Below are 15292 nucleotides of genomic sequence, written 5' to 3' on the forward strand. Positions count from 1 at the left end.
GAACTGATGCAAGACCCTGCATAGCACTTCACAGGAGGCGACATCATGGGGTATCGAGTACTCGGCAAGGGCGGATCTGGCAAGGACGGCTGTCCCGCACTCTGCGCCACCGACGAGGGCAGCTACCTACTGGTTGGTTGGCAGACCGGCCGACCCGAGACGGTAGAGATACCGCATCTCTTGCTTGGCTTCGCCGAATCTCGGACGTTCATCGGGGCACCGATGACCGATACCGGCCGGGGGACGTTCACCCTGTCCGGTCGACCAGTCACGGACCGTGAAACGCTCGAGCAACTGAAGATGGAAGACTACGAAACCGCGATCGAGGTTCCGAAGACTGAAAGGACTTATTTCGGTGGAGTTCCGGACGGCAACTGAACTACTACAGGAAAGCCGGAACGAGGTATTTCATCTCGAGGTCAGAGACTCGTACGGCGAACCGGGAGAAGACGAGGCGTTTAGATGCTTCGTGAATAATGAGCCATTCGACTACCGTGAGTGGTTTCAAGATTGGTACGACTTCGTAAAAGAACTCACGGCGCGCAGTGTCTCGGTAAGTCGGGTTCGTGTAGTCACGGTCCCTCATAGCGATTACCAACGTTGGTTACTTACCTTGACGACTCTAAATGTGGAGGCCGGGGAAGACATCCGCTATCTTCCCCGTCATCTTGCCGGTAAACTACCGCGGGATGACTGGTGGTTGGTAGACAGCGAAACGGTTGTATTCAACCTTTCAGACAAGGATGGCCGTTCGGTTGGAGGATCAGCAGTAACGACCGATCCGGAGATTGTCTCATATTGCCGGAACGTCAGAGACCGGCTTTGGTCTTTAGCGATGCCGTACGCTGAATACACACAGGTGATGTCACAGCAGTGACTGATTCTGTACAGGAGGCACGGGAAGCTCTCGGTAAACGACTCCGTGAGTTACGACGCCGTGGAAATCTCACGGGCCGAGAGCTTGCCCGCCGCGCGGGGTGGCATGAGACGAAGGTCTCGAAGATGGAATACGGAGTTATCCGTCCATCTGATGCGGATATCCGGGCCTACTGTCGGCACGCGGGTGCGGACGATCAACTGGAAGACCTGCTAGCCACGCAGCACAACATCGACTCCGCGTACATCGAATGGCGGCAAGCGCTCGGTACAGGCATGAAGCGTCGGCAGCAACAGACGTTACGGCTCGAATCGAGAGCGGAGTTCATTCGCAACTGGGAACCAGCCATTGTCTCGGGCCTGTTGCAGACAGCGGACTACGCTACGGCGATCATGCGAAACATCATCGGCTTCTATCGTATCCCCGATGATTTGGACGATGCCGTCTCCAAGAGGATGGAGCGGCAGCGCATTCTATATCAGAATGGGAAGCGATTCCATATCCTTATGGCCGAGCAAGCGCTCTACACCACCTTTGGCAATGACCAGGTGATGATCGGACAACTTGATAGACTTTATTCAGTCATCGGCATGTCTCGTGTGACTCTGGGGATTGTCCCCCGCTCCTCTGAGGGTTTGGTCGTGGTTGAGAATTTCTTCATGTTCGACAATCGTATGGTGAAGGTCGAAGGTCACACGGCAGGGATCACCATTACCCAGCCTAGAGAGATAGCGCTTTACGGTCGCGCTTTCGATATCCTGGCGAGTCAATCTGTCACAGGTGATGCAGCACGGGCACTGATCCGAGAAGCGATAAGCGTTCGGACCTAGCCCCAAAGATCACCCACTGCTTAAGCGATTGGACTTGCATACCCATATCCGAGTATGGGTCGGGCTGATTTCGTGGCTTAGAAACGAAAATAGACTCCGGTTTGGCCGGGGTCTATGTCATATCCGTAGTCAGTTCTCCGACAGATACTGATAAATGGTCGCTCGGGAGCATCCGAGCATCTTCGCGATATCCGATGCGCTGATCTTCTTAGCTATTAGCTATTAGCTATTAGCTCTTAGCTCTCGGGCCTTAGCGGTGCCTCAAAATGCTGGATATGCGGCAAAGGCATAGACAAAGACCTACCCCCGCACCGCAGAGCTTCACTGCTGATCATGTAGAACCACTCTCCACAGGTGGTCACATCATGGGTGAAATATGAGCATCAGCGCCAATTGCGCGGGATCGCACACCACCAGCAGCGCGGTTCGTAGCTCGGGTTGCCTTCTGGTCCGCAGCTCAAGGAAAGGTTCGGCGTAGCCAAGGCCACTACCGAGCACGCGATCCGTATCCTGCGCGATGAGGGTTTGGTGGTCTCGCGGAAAGGCAGCGGAGTCTACGTTCGGGGGCGCACGGAACGGCCCGTCGGCCTGGGGCCACACATCGAGCGTTCTTTTGAAGCGTTCAAGGTGACAATCGATTTCGCTGGGTTCTCAGGAGAGACTCTGCACCACGCTATAGCCGAGCCGATCGATCGGATACGAGACGGTCTTCTCCGGCCCGAATCGCTATCTGTCAGGAATCCGACCCCGATTCCAACGGTAGCCAGTTCGTGAAGCAGTCGCAGATGTGGTTCAACAGCATCTGGGACACCGTCGCCCAGGACTTCCACCATTGACCACGCTGCCGGAACTCCTTACGGAGCAGGCAACTGGTGCTACTCGACTTCGATGGTCCGATATGTGGCGTGTTCGGCTTCGCTGGTTCGACGTCTCAGGTCGCCCGATGCACCCTTTGGTCCCTAGTTTCCGAGCCCGTGTGGTTTGCTGGGGCGGTTTGTAGCGGGATCGGAATGGTTCAGAAGTTCGAAGGGTTTGTACGTGCGCAGTGTCCTCGGGATGGCAGTCGCGGTGGTCACACTCCACCTGATCGGCTGGGGAACGCTTCTGTTGGTGGCAGCCTCGGGAAACTACGTGATTCAGGGGTCGGTGTTCGGCATCGGTCTCGGGGTGACGGCCTACACGCTGGGTGTCCGGCATGCGTTCGATGCCGACCATATCGCCGCGATCGACAACACGGTGCGGAAGCTGTTGGGCGACAACGACGACAGGCAGGCCCGGACGGTCGGTTTCTGGTTCGCACTCGGTCATTCCACTGTGGTTTTCGTACTCGTTGTCCTGCTTGCCGCCGGCATGCAGGCGCTCGCAGCGACATTGGAGAACGAGGATTCGTCGCTACTGCGGTGGACCGATCTGTGGGGTGCTGGCGTGTCCGGCCTCTTCCTGATTGCGATCGGCCTGCTGAACTTCGCCTCACTGGTAGGGCTCTGGCGACTGTTCCGGAAGATGCGTCGCGGTGAATACGACGAGGCCCAATTGCACCGGCAACTGGACAACCGGGGACTGCTCAACCGGGTGCTGCGGCCAGTACTCGGCCTCGTTCGGAAGCCGCGGCACATGTATCCGGTCGGCGTGTTGTTCGGTCTCGGGTTCGACACCGTCACCGAGGTCGGACTCCTGGTGATCGCGGGTGGAGCGGTGGCGACCGGATTGCCCTGGTATGCAATCCTCGTTCTTCCCGTGTTGTTCGCCGCGGGTATGACGCTGTTCGATGCGCTGGACGGTGCGTTGATGAGCCTCGCCTACGACTGGGCCTTCGTGCGACCGGTGCGCAAGATCTACTACAACCTGGTGGTCACCGGGCTGTCGGTGGTGGTTGCGCTGTTGATCGGTGGGCAAGGGATTGTTTCGATCGTTGTCGAGCGGCTGGGAATCGAATCGGGTGTCATGGCGTGGGTCGGTGGTCTCGATCTGGGCGAACTCGGGTACATCATCGTGGGGCTCTTACTGTTCACCTGGGCGGTTGCTCTGGCGGTGTGGCGTTTCGCCGACGTGGAACGCCGGTGGGAAGATAGGATTGCGGTGCGCTGAGCGTGCCAGGTCCTCCCGATAGGGGAGATGGTTCGGATCGGCCTCGTGCCGGTGGGTTCTTTGGCAGGATTCCCCTATGCGATCTTGGCGTGGGGTGCGGCGTTGGGTTTCACACAGCCTTGTCGGCGTCACGCTTGTCGCCGGAGTGCTCGCTTTGGGCGTTCCCCGGGGAACCGCCGTCCCCGATGCGTCACCACCGGCGAACACGGGCTCCACGGATGGGCAGCAGAGTCCGGCCGAGCCGACGAGCGCGCAGACTCTGCCGCCGCGGATCATCCGGGTCGAACCGATCGACGATCGCCGGTCGCGAGTCTTCGTCGTCTCGCCCGCGATGAGCCGCGAGGTCGAGGTCCAGGTGTTGCTGCCGCTCGACCGAACCCGCGCTCGGCCCACTGTGTACATGCTCGACGGGCGGGCTGCGAGCTTGGACAGCAACAACTGGATCGATTTCGGGCACGCGGACCGCTTCTACGCCGACAAGCAGGTCAACGTGGTGTTCACCGTCGGCGGTCCGGCGAGCTTCTATACCGACTGGCAGCGCCCCGACCCCGTCCTAGGAACGAACATGTGGGAAACGTTTCTGACCAAGGAGTTGCCCCCATTGATCGACGCCGCATTCGACGGCAACGGCAACAACGCGATCATGGGAGTCTCGATGGGCGCAGAGGCCGCGATGATGCTCGCGTTCCGACAGCCGACCCTCTACACCGCGATCGCGGCCCACAGCGGCTGCTTCTCGACAGGCACCGATATCGGTCAGGCGCAGGCACGCGGTGTGGTGGCCACGTACAACGGGGATCCGAGCAATATGTTCGGTCAGCGAGACGACCCGGATTGGCTGGCTCACGATGTGACGCTGCACGCGGAGGACTTGCGTGGCAAGACGATGTACCTGTCGGTCGGCAGTGGTCTGCCCGGGGAGTACGACGTACCCGGCAACCCGGATCTCGACGTGGTCAGCTCGGTCGGGGTCGGCGGCCCGTTGGAGGCCGCGACCAACGTTTGTACCCGACGCCTCGCGGAGCGGTTCGCTTCCCTCGGAATCCCGGTCACCACGCACTTTCGGAGCACAGGAACGCACTCGTGGCCGTATTGGACCGACGAGCTGGCCAGGTCATGGCCGACGATCGCCACTGCGCTCGGTATTCCTTAGCATTCTTGGACGAGAGCTCTTCTTGGACGAGTTCTCCTCGGACGCAGTCGCTTCTCGTGGACAGGGTCAGCGAGTCAGTCCTGGAACCGTGCGCATACCGCGCGATCGGTGGCGAAGTGCAGGAACGCATCGTTCTCTGCCGGGTCGCCGATGGTGACGCGTACCCCGTCGGCGCCGTACGGCCGCACCAGCACGCCGGCCTCCGCGCTCGCCTCGCCGAATTCGGCACTGCGTGCGCCCAGCGGCAACCAAACGAAGTTCGCCTCGCTCGGCGGCACACGATACCCCGCCGTCACCAGCGCGTCGCGCACTCGTTCGCGTTCGGCGACCAGCAGATCGGTGCGGTCGAGCAGTTCGTGGCGCGCCTCCAGTGAGGCGATCGCGGCCGCCTGCGCGAGCCGATTGACGCTGAATGGGATGTGCACCTTCAGCAGCGCGCCGATCACCGCGGGATCGCCCACCGCATAGCCCACTCGGAGCCCGGCCAATCCATAGGCCTTGGAGAACGTGCGCAAAACCACCACATTGGGTCGGGTTCGGCCGAGTTCGACGCCGTCGGGGCGGTCGGTGAGTCGAACGTATTCGTAGTAGGCCTCGTCCAGGACGATCAGGATGTGCGGCGGCACCGAGTCCAGGAAGCGGGTCAATTCGGCAGCACCGACCGCCGTGCCGGTCGGATTGTTCGGGTTGCACACGAAGATCAGCTTGGTGCGGTCGGTGACAGCGGCGGCCAGTGCGTCCATATCGTGCACCGAATCGTGCGTGAGCGGCACCTGGACGGCCGTGGCATTGCCGACCTTGGTCACGATCGGATACGCCTCGAACGAACGCCAGGCGAACAGCACTTCATCGGTCACCGAGGAGCAGGTGATCTGCACCAGCTCCTGACACAGCGCCACACTGCCGCAGCCGACCGCGACATTGTCGAACCCCACGTCGAGGAAGTCGGCCAATGCCGCGCGAAGTTCGACTACCTGGTTGTCCGGATACCGGTTGACGACGTCGACCGCCTCCGAGATGGCCTTGGCGGCGGCAGGCAGCGGAGCGAGCGTGGTCTCGTTGCTGGCCAACTTGACCGCCCCGGGATAGCTGCGGCCGGGGGTATATGCCGGAATCGAATCGAGGTCCGGCCGGATCTGCGCAGTCACAGCCCAACCCTAATTCACGCACGGGCTTGCGTTCACCCGACGCGAGCCCCGACCAGGTTGCCGAAAATTCTCTGGTAGGCGGGCCCCACCGGACAATTTCTACCGAAGAACAGCAACTCGTCCTAGGCTGGTTTCATGTCGGGCACCTATAACGATGTAGCCCCGTTGCGGGCCGACGACCTCGATGACAAGCGGTCGACAGGTCGCGGGCAGGTGCCCATCATAGTGATCGAGCCGGAGGGCCATGCCCGTGGCGGGATCGTGGTGCTACACGAGGCGCGTGAGTTCACTCGCGCCCTCCTCGACCTGATGAACGCCTTGGCCGGGGAGGGCTGGGCGGTGGTCGCGCCCGATCTGTTCCATCGGATCAACGGCGAACCGCGCAGCGCGGTGTTCGGGGACGAATTGTTCGACGACTTCGATGCCTGCTTCGACTGGCTCATTCGCCGCGGTGTGTTTCCGGACACCATCGGTGTGTTGGGTTTCGACTCCGCGGGCACCGCGGCATTCCTGGTTGCAACCAACCGGCCGGTCGGAGCGGCGGTGAGCGTCGCGGCGCCCGGCATCATCGAACCACTCGATGCCGAGGCCGACGCGTTGGTGAGCGCAGCACCCGGCCTTCAGGCTCCGTGGCTGGGCCTGTTCGGCACCGACGACCCCTCCACGCCACCGGCTCAGATCGACGAACTCCGCGACGCCACTGCACGCGCCGCGGTCGCCAGCCTGGTCGTCACCTATCCGGGCCTGCATCACCGCACGTTTACTCCAGAACTCGGCGATGATTCCGACCTGGTCGATTCGCTGACCCGCATCTTCGACTGGTTCGACAGCAACCTGCGCTGACCAGTCGTTTTGTGATCTGGACGGTAGCTCCTGTAGCCTTTCTGCTCGGTGGTTCGAAAGGACCGACGCCCTCGAAAAGAAGGCTCCAGGAGGCGTGCCAGAGCGGCCGAATGGGACTCACTGCTAATGAGTTGTCCCTTCACGGGGACCGGAGGTTCAAATCCTCTCGCCTCCGCCAGTCCGGGAAACCGGGCATAACTGAATAGGTATATGCGCCCGTAGCTCAACGGATAGAGCATCTGACTACGGATCAGAAGGTTAGGGGTTCGAATCCCTTCGGGCGCACAAAGATCGGGCTCTGAACTGCGAAAGCGGATCAGAGCCCGATCTACGTTCACCGCCGAGACGGCGAAATCCCGTACTTTGCCCATACATACGAGCCCTTACTTTCCGCCCGCGTACCGGTCGAGCGTGCTCCGGCATCCGGGCCCTGGGTCTGGCGCTGGAAGTAGTGCTGCTCGGTTGTGGACAGCTTCGAATGCGACAGCTGAGCCTGAGCCTGAGCCGGGCCGAGATCATCGCGAACCACCGTCTCCACCGTCCGCCGGAAGCTGTACGGCGTCACCCACCGCAACTCATCGGGCAGAGCCGCCCGCAGCGACCGCCGCAGGTTCGCCAGCCTCATCCACCCGCCGTCGCGGTTGGCGAACACCGGGCCGTCCGGATCGGTGGCACTGCCGAACAAAGTGGTGAACGCCTCAACCGCCAGCCTGGGGAGAACAGCGTGTGATCCGGGGCATCCCCTTTACGCTCATCCTGCCGGTGAACTGGCTTCCTGGTCACCTTGCCGTGGTCCAACGCCGTGCCCGAAACAACTATCGTGGGCGGATCCGCCATCAGGTCGACATCGGACCAGCGCAGCCCCAGGACCTCGTTCGGCCGGCACTGTCGAACGCACCACCGCGAACTCTTCCGCAGTCAACGCGCGGGCCGGGACCTTCTTTCCGGTCCGGCGACTCACCTCCCGGATCGGATTGACCGCGAGCACGTCGTACCGCACCGCGGTCGAGAACATCCCGACCAACACCACGCGCAGCATCCGAGCACGCGACACCGGCAGCGAAGCGATATGCCGTTCCGCGCGGCTGGTCGATAGCTCACGTATCCGCAGTGCGCCGAGCTGGGATTCCCCGTGCTTGCTCCACACGCTGCGGTAGTCGGCCCGGGACTGTGGCTTCAGGCGATCCTTCGTCGCAATCCAGACCTCGAACAACTCCGACAAGTCGAGACTGGCGATGCAATCCGATATCGCCTCTTCGGTGACGAACCGGCGGCGACCGATCTTCACCGACCGCAGTTCCCCCGAGCCGATCAGCTCGTTTATCCACCCGCGGCAACAGCACCATCTCGGCGAGAGCGTCACCGCGGCGGACGACGAGTTCGACGGTTCCCGGGCCGACGATGCGGGCGTAGGCCTGCCGAATTTTCGAAACCGAGAAGTGTGGGCGCGACGAGTGCCGTACCCGACTTGCTCTCCCGCAGTCGCACACGAATCCACCGCACCCGCTCGTGGGGCCTGGCTGTCGTCACCACCACGCCATCACCCGATACCGCCCACAACGGTCTGCGAACATATCGAGATGATCAACCACCCGGAACGCAGCTCGCCCGAGGGCCGGCCACCGGTCATCAAGCACGTTGCGGATTGCCGTGACGTTTACGACCTCATCGATCACAACATCCGGCCGCGACCGGGGATGTGGGCGCGGGCTGGCACTTTGCAGGACCTCCAGAGTATTTTCTTCGGCTACTGGGTGGCGCTACAGGTGCACTCTGTGGCCGAAGAGTTCGATCTTCATTCGAGCGACGGATCGTTCGCGCACTGGTTGAAATCGGAATACGGGTGGTCGTTGGCTTTGGGGTGGGCAGGCGCTATCGAACACCATGTCAGCGATGGTGAGACAGCATTGGATGCCTTCTTCCGCCTACTCGACGAATTCCGATCCACCCGATAGTCGCATCCGGCGGTATGAACCTCTGACCGTGGCGCGACCTCCGGCCGCGTGGCTCTGCTGACTGGTGGCCTGCATTGTGTTCCCGCGCCCCTCCACCCTCGAGGGCGCCTACGGCGTCAGCTCCGCTGATGGCTACGCCACCCTTGACCGCGGAGCCTCTACGCGAGAAAGGCAGGCCCTATGGGGCAGGCGGGGAAGCCAACCCCTCTATGCGCATACCACCACCCATCAGGGTCATGTGGTTGTGCCTTTGTGTGCCATCCGATTCCTATCGGTCGCGTTATCGGGGACTGGCCACGATCGTCTGGAACCGGCCCGTCGATGTCCACAGTGGCTTGGTCGATCCCCTGGTTCCCAACTTTCCAGAGACCGAAAACCTGCCAACTACTTGACGCGGGACATTCCCGGCGCGTCACACTAGTAGATCACCGTTCCGAATGCGGTCGACGACATCGCTGGATGCCAGTTCCTTCCGGGCTTCGGGGTGTCGCCAGTAGAAGTTGACCAGGTGATACACGAGTGCCGAGTCCGCGTCGAACTCCAGCGTGTAGATCTCGACGCTCCAGGAGCGCTTGCGGTTACGCGCTAGCCTCGAGATGTCGGACACCTTCACCGAACCCGGAACTGTCTGCAGCCGAACAGTCGCGAATCGCGGCTCAGCGCTTGCCTCGACGAGTAGGATCTCATCCCAGTCGAGTATCTGCCGCATCAGCCCGTTGTTGAGGTGCACACCCGACTGGGTGAGCCGCAACGACTTTCCGCGCTTCAACGAAGTAAGCGTCTGGGCAAACAGCCAGCTCCCTAAGACCACCGCGAGTGCGAGCCCCCCGAACTCGAAAGAACTTATAGCGGCCCGTATCGGATCCGAAGTTCCCTGCGTTGCGGATGGCAGCATACCTATATAAACGACCCCAAACGCGATTGCCGCTATGAGAACCGTAATGAGCACGAGGGAGAACCCGCGCCACGCGGGCACCAAGAGCGCTGTCTCGCCTTCGATCGTCTGCGCGGAGCGGACCTGAGGCAAAGAGCGCCTGCGGGTGTTGAACACACGGACGCAGATGGGGGTGGCGGCAAATGTAACCAATGCACCGGTGAATCCGAACGAGGTCTGCGCAGAGTTACCCTGCGCGATGCCGTCCAGTGACATCATCAGGCCGATGATTCCGATGGCGAGAAAGAACGGCAACAACACGAGAATAGACGACCACCTGCGCCTATTCGGCCCAAACCCTGGAGGCCAAGGCAAAGTAGCCGAGAGATCATGGGTCGGATTTCCACTTGTTGGAGTCAATTTTTCACTACCTTCACAGTATTCTCCCCAAACCACTACCGAGGCCGCCCGTATCGGCCGATCCTGCGGCGACATCCGGCTCGGCTACTTTCGGCTGCACACCGGATCCCACACGGTCGACTACCGGATCGACATCGGGGGAATCGTCGAGATGATGCGTATTCCGCACCAGCGGTTCGCCGCCGAGCTTGTCGTTCCACACCGCTGCCTGCGTCTCACGCAACGCCGCCCGCATATGGCCGCGGTCGGGCTCGGCGGTCGCTCCGGGTCGAACTCGTTCGAGTGGGACCGGTCGAACTCGGAGTCGACCTCTTCGGCGATGAAGTAACCGGGCGGGAGCATGGATAGATGATGCACCAATAGAGGACCGGACCGCTACGAACCTTCGTACGAAACCATGGAGGATTAGTTAGATGGGAGAAACCCCAGGGTGTCAGATTGGCCTGCACGCCACGCACTTGTACAACTCAGTGTTTCGGTTCGACGCCGAGATGATTGTCACCCCATATTTGTTCCGTGCCCGCGGGTATCAACACACAGCGCTCTATCTGCGACGACTTTCCTCTCATGGAATATTTGAATCGTTGGCTGATCAGTTCGAACAAATCTGGGGCACGGTAACCCCTTACTCGCAAGGAACATCCAATGGGCTCACGGCGTGACTATTACAACGACCCGGATGCGCCCAAGGCGAACAGCTTGGTTCCTGGAGGCTCGGCGCTTATCATAGATTCTGAGGGCCGTATCCTGATGCAACGCCGAGGAGATTCTGGCAACTGGTCTCTACCCGGGGGAATCATGGAGATCGGCGAGACGCTGGAACAATGTGTAGTCCGAGAAACAAAGGAAGAGACCGGCCTGGACATAGAAATTACCGGACTGTTGGGTATATATACGGACCCTGGGCACGTAATCGAATATTCAGATGGAGAGATTCGGCAAGAGTTCGCCATCACGTATTACGGCAGGGCGATTGGTGGCCATATCGAGGTCAGCAGCGAGTCGACGTCGGTTCGTTTCCTCGGATTGGAGGAGCTGGAGAAGCTGCCAGTGCATGACACGGTGCGGCTACGGCTCCGGCATCACGCTGAGGAGCGGACCGAGCCTTATCTGGGGTAGGTCCGTCGGTGTCGGCCAGTCGGTCAAACCCAGTGGATAGCCGGGGCGCTGATCCGTTCGATCATGGTGTCTCGCTACGAGTTGGCAAGGCCGTGATCGTCATCATGGGTTTGCCCATTGGCCCAGCGGTGTGCAGTCCTCGGTGACGTTGCGGAAGTCGACACCACGCTCGGTCGACTGTGCGATCAGTTCCACATATGGACGGTGTTGCGGCCCAGTCGGTCCAGCTCCGACATCATGAGCACATGACCGGTGCGGAGATGGCCAGGGGATGCCCACTATCTGTGCCGCATCGACCGACGGCGGGTGTAGCTTCGGTACGGTGCACCAGCCGCCGGGATAGACGCATGTCACGGATACGTTTGGTTTGGAACGTAATTCGGACCGAAGCGACTCGGTGAACCCGCGGATTGCGAACGGCTTCTCGCGGCTAGATATCAGAGTTGCCATTACAGAGCGCTGTGGTTTCATCCAGCTTCGCAGCGTCGATATCGGCCAACACGAAACCGCTGGCTTACCGGTCAGCCTCCGGCGGCCGCGCCATAGGTCTGTACCGCCTTCCCGGTCGACGGCCTCGCTCGATCGAGCACCGCGCGCAGCGCCGCAGCCGATTGCACTCCGGAGAACGCGGGACGGCCATCGATGCTCAACGACGGCACCCCCGTGACGCCCAGTGCCGCGGCCCGCTGCCGGTCGTGGACTACTGTGTTGGCGTAATCATCTGACCTCAGCACCGCGCCTACCTTCGTTGGGTCCAGTCCTGCTGTGACGGCCAGCTCGGTGAGCGCCCGCGGGTCGGCGATATTTGAGCCCTCGGTGTGGTACGCCCGGTACAACTGCTCTGCCATCGGGCCTGCGCGGCCCTCACGGTCGGCTAGGTGGATCACCCGGTGCGCGTCGTAGGTGCTCACCGGGCGAGCCTTCATGAGGTCCAACGTGAGTCCGACTTCGGCGCCTTCCCTCTGGATCAGCGCGACCCGGGCCGGTACCGCGCCGGGGTCCATCCACTCGGCCATCTCCTCCGCCGCGGTGGGTCCGGGTTCGCGCCCTTCGTCGGGGGCCAGTTCCAGGCTGCGCCAGACGATCCGCACCCGGTCACGATGTGCGAAGCCCTCCAACGCGGCATCGAGACGCCGCTTGCCGATGTAGCACCAAGGGCACAGGATGTCGAAGAAGATTTCCAACTGCACGAAACGACCTCTTCCGGATCGCAGTGGAGGGCTCAGTTCGGGGTGATGACGATCTTGCCGCGGACATGGCCGCCTTCCATCTCGTGATGGGCGTCGGCCGCGCGGTGTAGCGGATAGCGGCCGGAGACCTCGATGCGCAGCTCGCCTCGGTCGTACAGCTCGGTGAGTTCCGCAAGCCGGTCTCGGGTCCGTTCACTGAAGATCGCCCGGACGCCGAGCTGCTCGACCCGGTCGAAGTCGACCAGCGTGCCGATTCGGTCGAGATCGGCGACCAGCTTTACGGAGGCGTCGAGGGCTTCGCCGCCGATGGCGTCGAGCGCAGCCGTCACCCCGCCGGGCGCCAGCGCTTGCACTCGCGCGACCAGTCCATCGCCGTACTCGGTGGGTACGGCACCCAGCGAACGCAGATAGTCGTGGTTACGTGGGCTGGCCGTGCCGATCACCGTGGCGCCCCACAGCCGGGCGAGTTGGACCGCCGCTGTACCGACTCCGCCGGCCGCCGCGTGGATCAGCACCGTGTCGCCAGCACCCACCCTCAATGCTCGTAGTGCGGTGTGCGCGGTCTGGGCGGACGCCGACAGTGCCCCGGCCGCATCCCAGGGCATTCCGGTGGGCTTGGCCACGATCTGGTCGACGGGGACCACGAGCTGTTCGGCGTAGCAGGACAGCAGCGCCCACCCCAGCACCTCGTCCCCCACGGCGACGCCGGTGACATCGGCGCCGACCTGGTCGACGACCCCGGCGAAGTCGTTACCCACGGTCTGCGGGAAGGTCAGCGCGGCGCCTGGCGGCGTCCATCCGGCGCGCACCGCGCAGTCGTAGGCCTGCACGCCGGCGGCGGCGACCCGCACCCGCACCTGTCCGGGACCAGCCTGGGGCGTGGCCACCTCCACCACCTGGAGCACCTCCGGCCCGCCGAAGGAGTGGAATGCTGCTGTTTTCATGAGGTCCCCTCTCTGACTTGCGTGTAGCGGCGGGCGCACCCGCCTCCCGTCGATCCTCTAACCTCGAGCACAGTTGAGGTCAATGTGCCGGTGATCACGTCGAGCTTCCAGCCAGGGCAGCGACGGTCGTGGGAGCTGCTGATCGAACTTCGCGCGCCATCGCTGCCGCCTGTCAGCCGGCCGGCAGCCGTGTCCGCCATGCGATCAGCACACCGAGCAGCGCGAGCGCCTGAGCCGGCGCGAAACCGGCCAGATAGGCGGTGCTGGCCGAGTGGGAAAGCCAGACCGCGAAGAGCACTCCGGTGCCGGCGAGCGCCGCGGTGACGAACAGTGACTCGCTGAGTTGGAGCGCCGAGGTGTTGGCGCCCTGCTCGTGCGGGGCCGACAGGGACAGGGTCGCCACCGGCAGCACGGGGTAGATCAGGCCCATTCCGACGCCGAGCAGCACCAGGCCCGCCACGCAGACCGCGATCGGTATGGCCGGCACGACGGTCGCCGTAATGGTGGCGATTCCCGCTGCCTCGATCGTCATTCCGGTGACCAGCCAGCGGGTGGGCGGCCACCGTTCCGGGGTACGGCCCTGCACCCAGGAGGCGGCGAACCAGCCGATCGCGCCGGCGGCCAGGACGAGGCCCACTATCGAAGGTGTCAGACCGCGTTCGCGCACCAGCAGCAACGGTACGAAGATCTCGGTGGCGGCCATCGCCGCGCCGGCCACGCCGCGAAGAGCAATCACACTGGGTAGGCCGGGTCGGGCGGCGAAGGTACCCGGCGGTAGTAGACGCGGCGCGAATCCGACGAGGCCGGCCGTCCCGACGAGGATCAGCAGCACCGCAACGAGTCCGTCGCGTTGGCCGCCGTACTGCATCAGCACGGCTGCAGTGGCGGCGCCGATCGCCCACCACAGCCGGTGCCACCGCGGCGCCGGGCGGTCGCGCCGGTCGGGCTCGCGGTGTCCCCGCACCCGCGGCAGGACCAGCGCCGCGGCCGGAACGGCCAACAAGGCCACCCCGTAGAAGACCCAGCGCCAGCCGGCGTGCTGCACAATGGCGCCGGTGAATGCCGGGCCGACGATGGAGGGCACCAACCAGGCGCCCGCGAGGAGGGCGAACACCCGCGGCCGCAGCTCCACGGGAACCGCCCGGCCGACGACCACGTAGAGCGCCACCGACATCAGGCCACCGCCGAGTCCCTGGATGATCCGGCCCAGCACCAGCAGCCACATGGTGGGCGCCGCGCCGGCGATGAGCAGGCCCGCCACGAACACCGCCACGCCGGCGCGCAGCGGCGCGGACGGGCCGGCGAGGTCGCACCACCGGCCGGACAGGACCATGCTCACCACGCCCGCCGCCAACGTCCCACCGAATGCCAGGGGGTACAGCGAGAGGCCGTCGAGTGCGTGCGCCACTGTGGGCATGGCGGTGGTTACCGCGAAGGACTCGAACGCGACCAATGCCGTCAACGCAATCATGCCGATCGCCAGTACCCGCAACCGCTCCGCGGATGGGGAGGCAGCGTCGATGGTGGAGAACATGATGGCTCGCTTCCGATATATGGGGACGGGAATAGGCGCCAGCTCGGCAGGATGCGTGGAGTCCTGGTATCCGGGAGCTGCCCGGAGCCAACACATAGCTGCGCCAAACCACTGCCGCTGTATTACGCCGGCTCGACCGGCCGGACGTCCGCTGCAACCGACGCTTGTCCCTATAGCTCCACGGACAGTTCAGGTCTGCCCAGACCTCCACCCGGACCATGGGAAGCAGCGTTTCACCTCAACCGTGGTTGAGGTCAAGGCTGCCTGTAGCGGATGTGTCCGGCTCGGCACGGTGACCGGCGAGGTGGATCGTCATG

18 protein-coding genes, 2 tRNA genes and 1 pseudogene are annotated in these 15292 nt (G+C 63.0%); 11 read left to right on the forward strand and 10 right to left on the reverse strand.

The genetic code is table 11. The annotated features are described in order from the left end of the window. Positions 1-45 precede the first annotated feature (45 nt). From K940_RS0101530 to K940_RS0101540, 3 genes are read left to right on the forward strand one after another with little or no spacing between them, the layout of a single operon-like run. Positions 46-378: a hypothetical protein gene (locus tag K940_RS0101530; protein ID WP_028476067.1), complete on the forward strand. Its 333-nt coding sequence runs from the start codon at positions 46-48 to the stop codon at positions 376-378. Further along, complete coding sequence (locus tag K940_RS31345; RefSeq protein WP_231390204.1) at positions 356-877, forward strand: DUF6879 family protein; 522 nt, start codon at positions 356-358, stop codon at positions 875-877. Before K940_RS0101530 ends, K940_RS31345 begins: the two co-directional genes overlap by 23 nt. Then, complete coding sequence (locus K940_RS0101540) at positions 874-1707, forward strand: helix-turn-helix transcriptional regulator (RefSeq protein WP_028476069.1); 834 nt, start codon at positions 874-876, stop codon at positions 1705-1707. The genes K940_RS31345 and K940_RS0101540 overlap by 4 nt, the downstream gene beginning before the upstream one ends. Positions 1708-1836: 129 nt before the next feature. On the opposite strand, the gene K940_RS34060 is transcribed toward K940_RS0101540, so the two are convergent. Beyond that, positions 1837-1923 carry a helix-turn-helix domain-containing protein gene (locus tag K940_RS34060; protein ID WP_155980719.1) on the reverse strand — a complete coding sequence of 29 codons (87 nt, stop codon included), beginning with the start codon at positions 1921-1923 and terminating at the stop codon, positions 1837-1839. 222 nt (positions 1924-2145) lie between these two features. Between K940_RS34060 and K940_RS34065 the strand changes: the two genes are divergently transcribed. From K940_RS34065 to K940_RS0101555, 3 genes are all read left to right on the forward strand, one after another. Further along, a complete protein-coding gene (locus K940_RS34065; RefSeq protein ID WP_081706084.1) occupies positions 2146-2481 on the forward strand; it encodes a GntR family transcriptional regulator in 336 nt (111 codons plus the stop codon). Between the two features lie 282 nt (positions 2482-2763). Continuing rightward, a complete protein-coding gene (locus K940_RS0101550; protein ID WP_028476071.1) occupies positions 2764-3795 on the forward strand; it encodes a HoxN/HupN/NixA family nickel/cobalt transporter in 1032 nt (343 codons plus the stop codon). A 76-nt stretch (positions 3796-3871) separates the two neighbouring features. Further along, complete coding sequence (locus K940_RS0101555) at positions 3872-4948, forward strand: alpha/beta hydrolase family protein (protein WP_028476072.1); 1077 nt, start codon at positions 3872-3874, stop codon at positions 4946-4948. A gap of 74 nt (positions 4949-5022) precedes the next feature. Here the strand turns inward: K940_RS0101555 and hisC are convergent, their stop codons facing one another. Further along, on the reverse strand, positions 5023-6096 hold the full coding sequence (gene hisC / locus K940_RS0101560) for a histidinol-phosphate transaminase (protein WP_028476073.1): 1074 nt from the start codon (positions 6094-6096) through the stop codon (positions 5023-5025). Positions 6097-6231: 135 nt separating this feature from the next. Between hisC and K940_RS0101565 the strand changes: the two genes are divergently transcribed. The 3 genes from K940_RS0101565 to K940_RS0101575 all read left to right on the forward strand — a co-directional run bounded on the left by K940_RS0101565 (position 6232) and on the right by K940_RS0101575 (position 7224). Then, the gene (locus tag K940_RS0101565; RefSeq protein WP_028476074.1) at positions 6232-6939 is read left to right on the forward strand and encodes a dienelactone hydrolase family protein; all 708 of its coding nucleotides are present in this window, start codon (positions 6232-6234) and stop codon (positions 6937-6939) included. 88 nt (positions 6940-7027) lie between these two features. Then, positions 7028-7117 (forward strand) — tRNA-Ser (locus tag K940_RS0101570). A 34-nt stretch (positions 7118-7151) separates the two neighbouring features. After that, positions 7152-7224: transfer RNA gene (locus K940_RS0101575), tRNA-Arg, on the forward strand. Positions 7225-7273: 49 nt separating this feature from the next. Here the strand turns inward: K940_RS0101575 and K940_RS32805 are convergent. Both K940_RS32805 and K940_RS32810 read right to left on the reverse strand, forming a co-directional pair. Then, a complete protein-coding gene (locus K940_RS32805) occupies positions 7274-7624 on the reverse strand; it encodes a hypothetical protein (protein ID WP_051406776.1) in 351 nt (116 codons plus the stop codon). A 66-nt stretch (positions 7625-7690) separates the two neighbouring features. Then, entirely contained in the window at positions 7691-8227 is a 537-nt protein-coding gene (locus K940_RS32810) for a hypothetical protein (RefSeq protein ID WP_051406777.1), read from the reverse strand. Between the two features lie 292 nt (positions 8228-8519). Here K940_RS32810 and K940_RS0101585 point away from each other — a divergent pair, with 292 nt between their 5' ends. After that, positions 8520-8894 carry a hypothetical protein gene (locus tag K940_RS0101585; RefSeq protein WP_196812067.1) on the forward strand — a complete coding sequence of 125 codons (375 nt, stop codon included), beginning with the start codon at positions 8520-8522 and terminating at the stop codon, positions 8892-8894. 412 nt (positions 8895-9306) lie between these two features. Here K940_RS0101585 and K940_RS0101590 read toward each other — a convergent pair whose 3' ends face one another. Continuing rightward, positions 9307-10089 carry a hypothetical protein gene (locus K940_RS0101590; RefSeq protein ID WP_028476076.1) on the reverse strand — a complete coding sequence of 261 codons (783 nt, stop codon included), beginning with the start codon at positions 10087-10089 and terminating at the stop codon, positions 9307-9309. Between the two features lie 112 nt (positions 10090-10201). Then, positions 10202-10411: a hypothetical protein gene (locus K940_RS0101595; protein WP_155980707.1), complete on the reverse strand. Its 210-nt coding sequence runs from the start codon at positions 10409-10411 to the stop codon at positions 10202-10204. Between the two features lie 422 nt (positions 10412-10833). Here K940_RS0101595 and K940_RS0101605 point away from each other — a divergent pair, with 422 nt between their 5' ends. Next, entirely contained in the window at positions 10834-11307 is a 474-nt protein-coding gene (locus K940_RS0101605; RefSeq protein ID WP_028476078.1) for an NUDIX domain-containing protein, read from the forward strand. 330 nt (positions 11308-11637) lie between these two features. Here K940_RS0101605 and K940_RS32815 read toward each other — a convergent pair. The 4 genes and pseudogenes from K940_RS32815 to K940_RS0101625 all read right to left on the reverse strand — a co-directional run. Further along, positions 11638-11724: pseudogene (locus K940_RS32815) on the reverse strand (acetoin dehydrogenase); the annotation flags it as partial. 104 nt (positions 11725-11828) lie between these two features. Continuing rightward, positions 11829-12497 carry a DsbA family oxidoreductase gene (locus K940_RS0101615; RefSeq protein ID WP_028476079.1) on the reverse strand — a complete coding sequence of 223 codons (669 nt, stop codon included), beginning with the start codon at positions 12495-12497 and terminating at the stop codon, positions 11829-11831. Positions 12498-12529: 32 nt separating this feature from the next. Beyond that, positions 12530-13441, reverse strand: coding sequence for an NADP-dependent oxidoreductase (locus K940_RS0101620; protein WP_028476080.1), 912 nt, complete (start codon positions 13439-13441; stop codon positions 12530-12532). 172 nt (positions 13442-13613) lie between these two features. Then, positions 13614-14975 carry an MFS transporter gene (locus K940_RS0101625; protein ID WP_028476081.1) on the reverse strand — a complete coding sequence of 454 codons (1362 nt, stop codon included), beginning with the start codon at positions 14973-14975 and terminating at the stop codon, positions 13614-13616. Positions 14976-15292: the final 317 nt, after the last annotated feature.

Origin of the sequence: Nocardia sp. CNY236 (assembly GCF_000482385.1) — a bacterium.
Taxonomy (GTDB): domain Bacteria; phylum Actinomycetota; class Actinomycetes; order Mycobacteriales; family Mycobacteriaceae; genus Nocardia.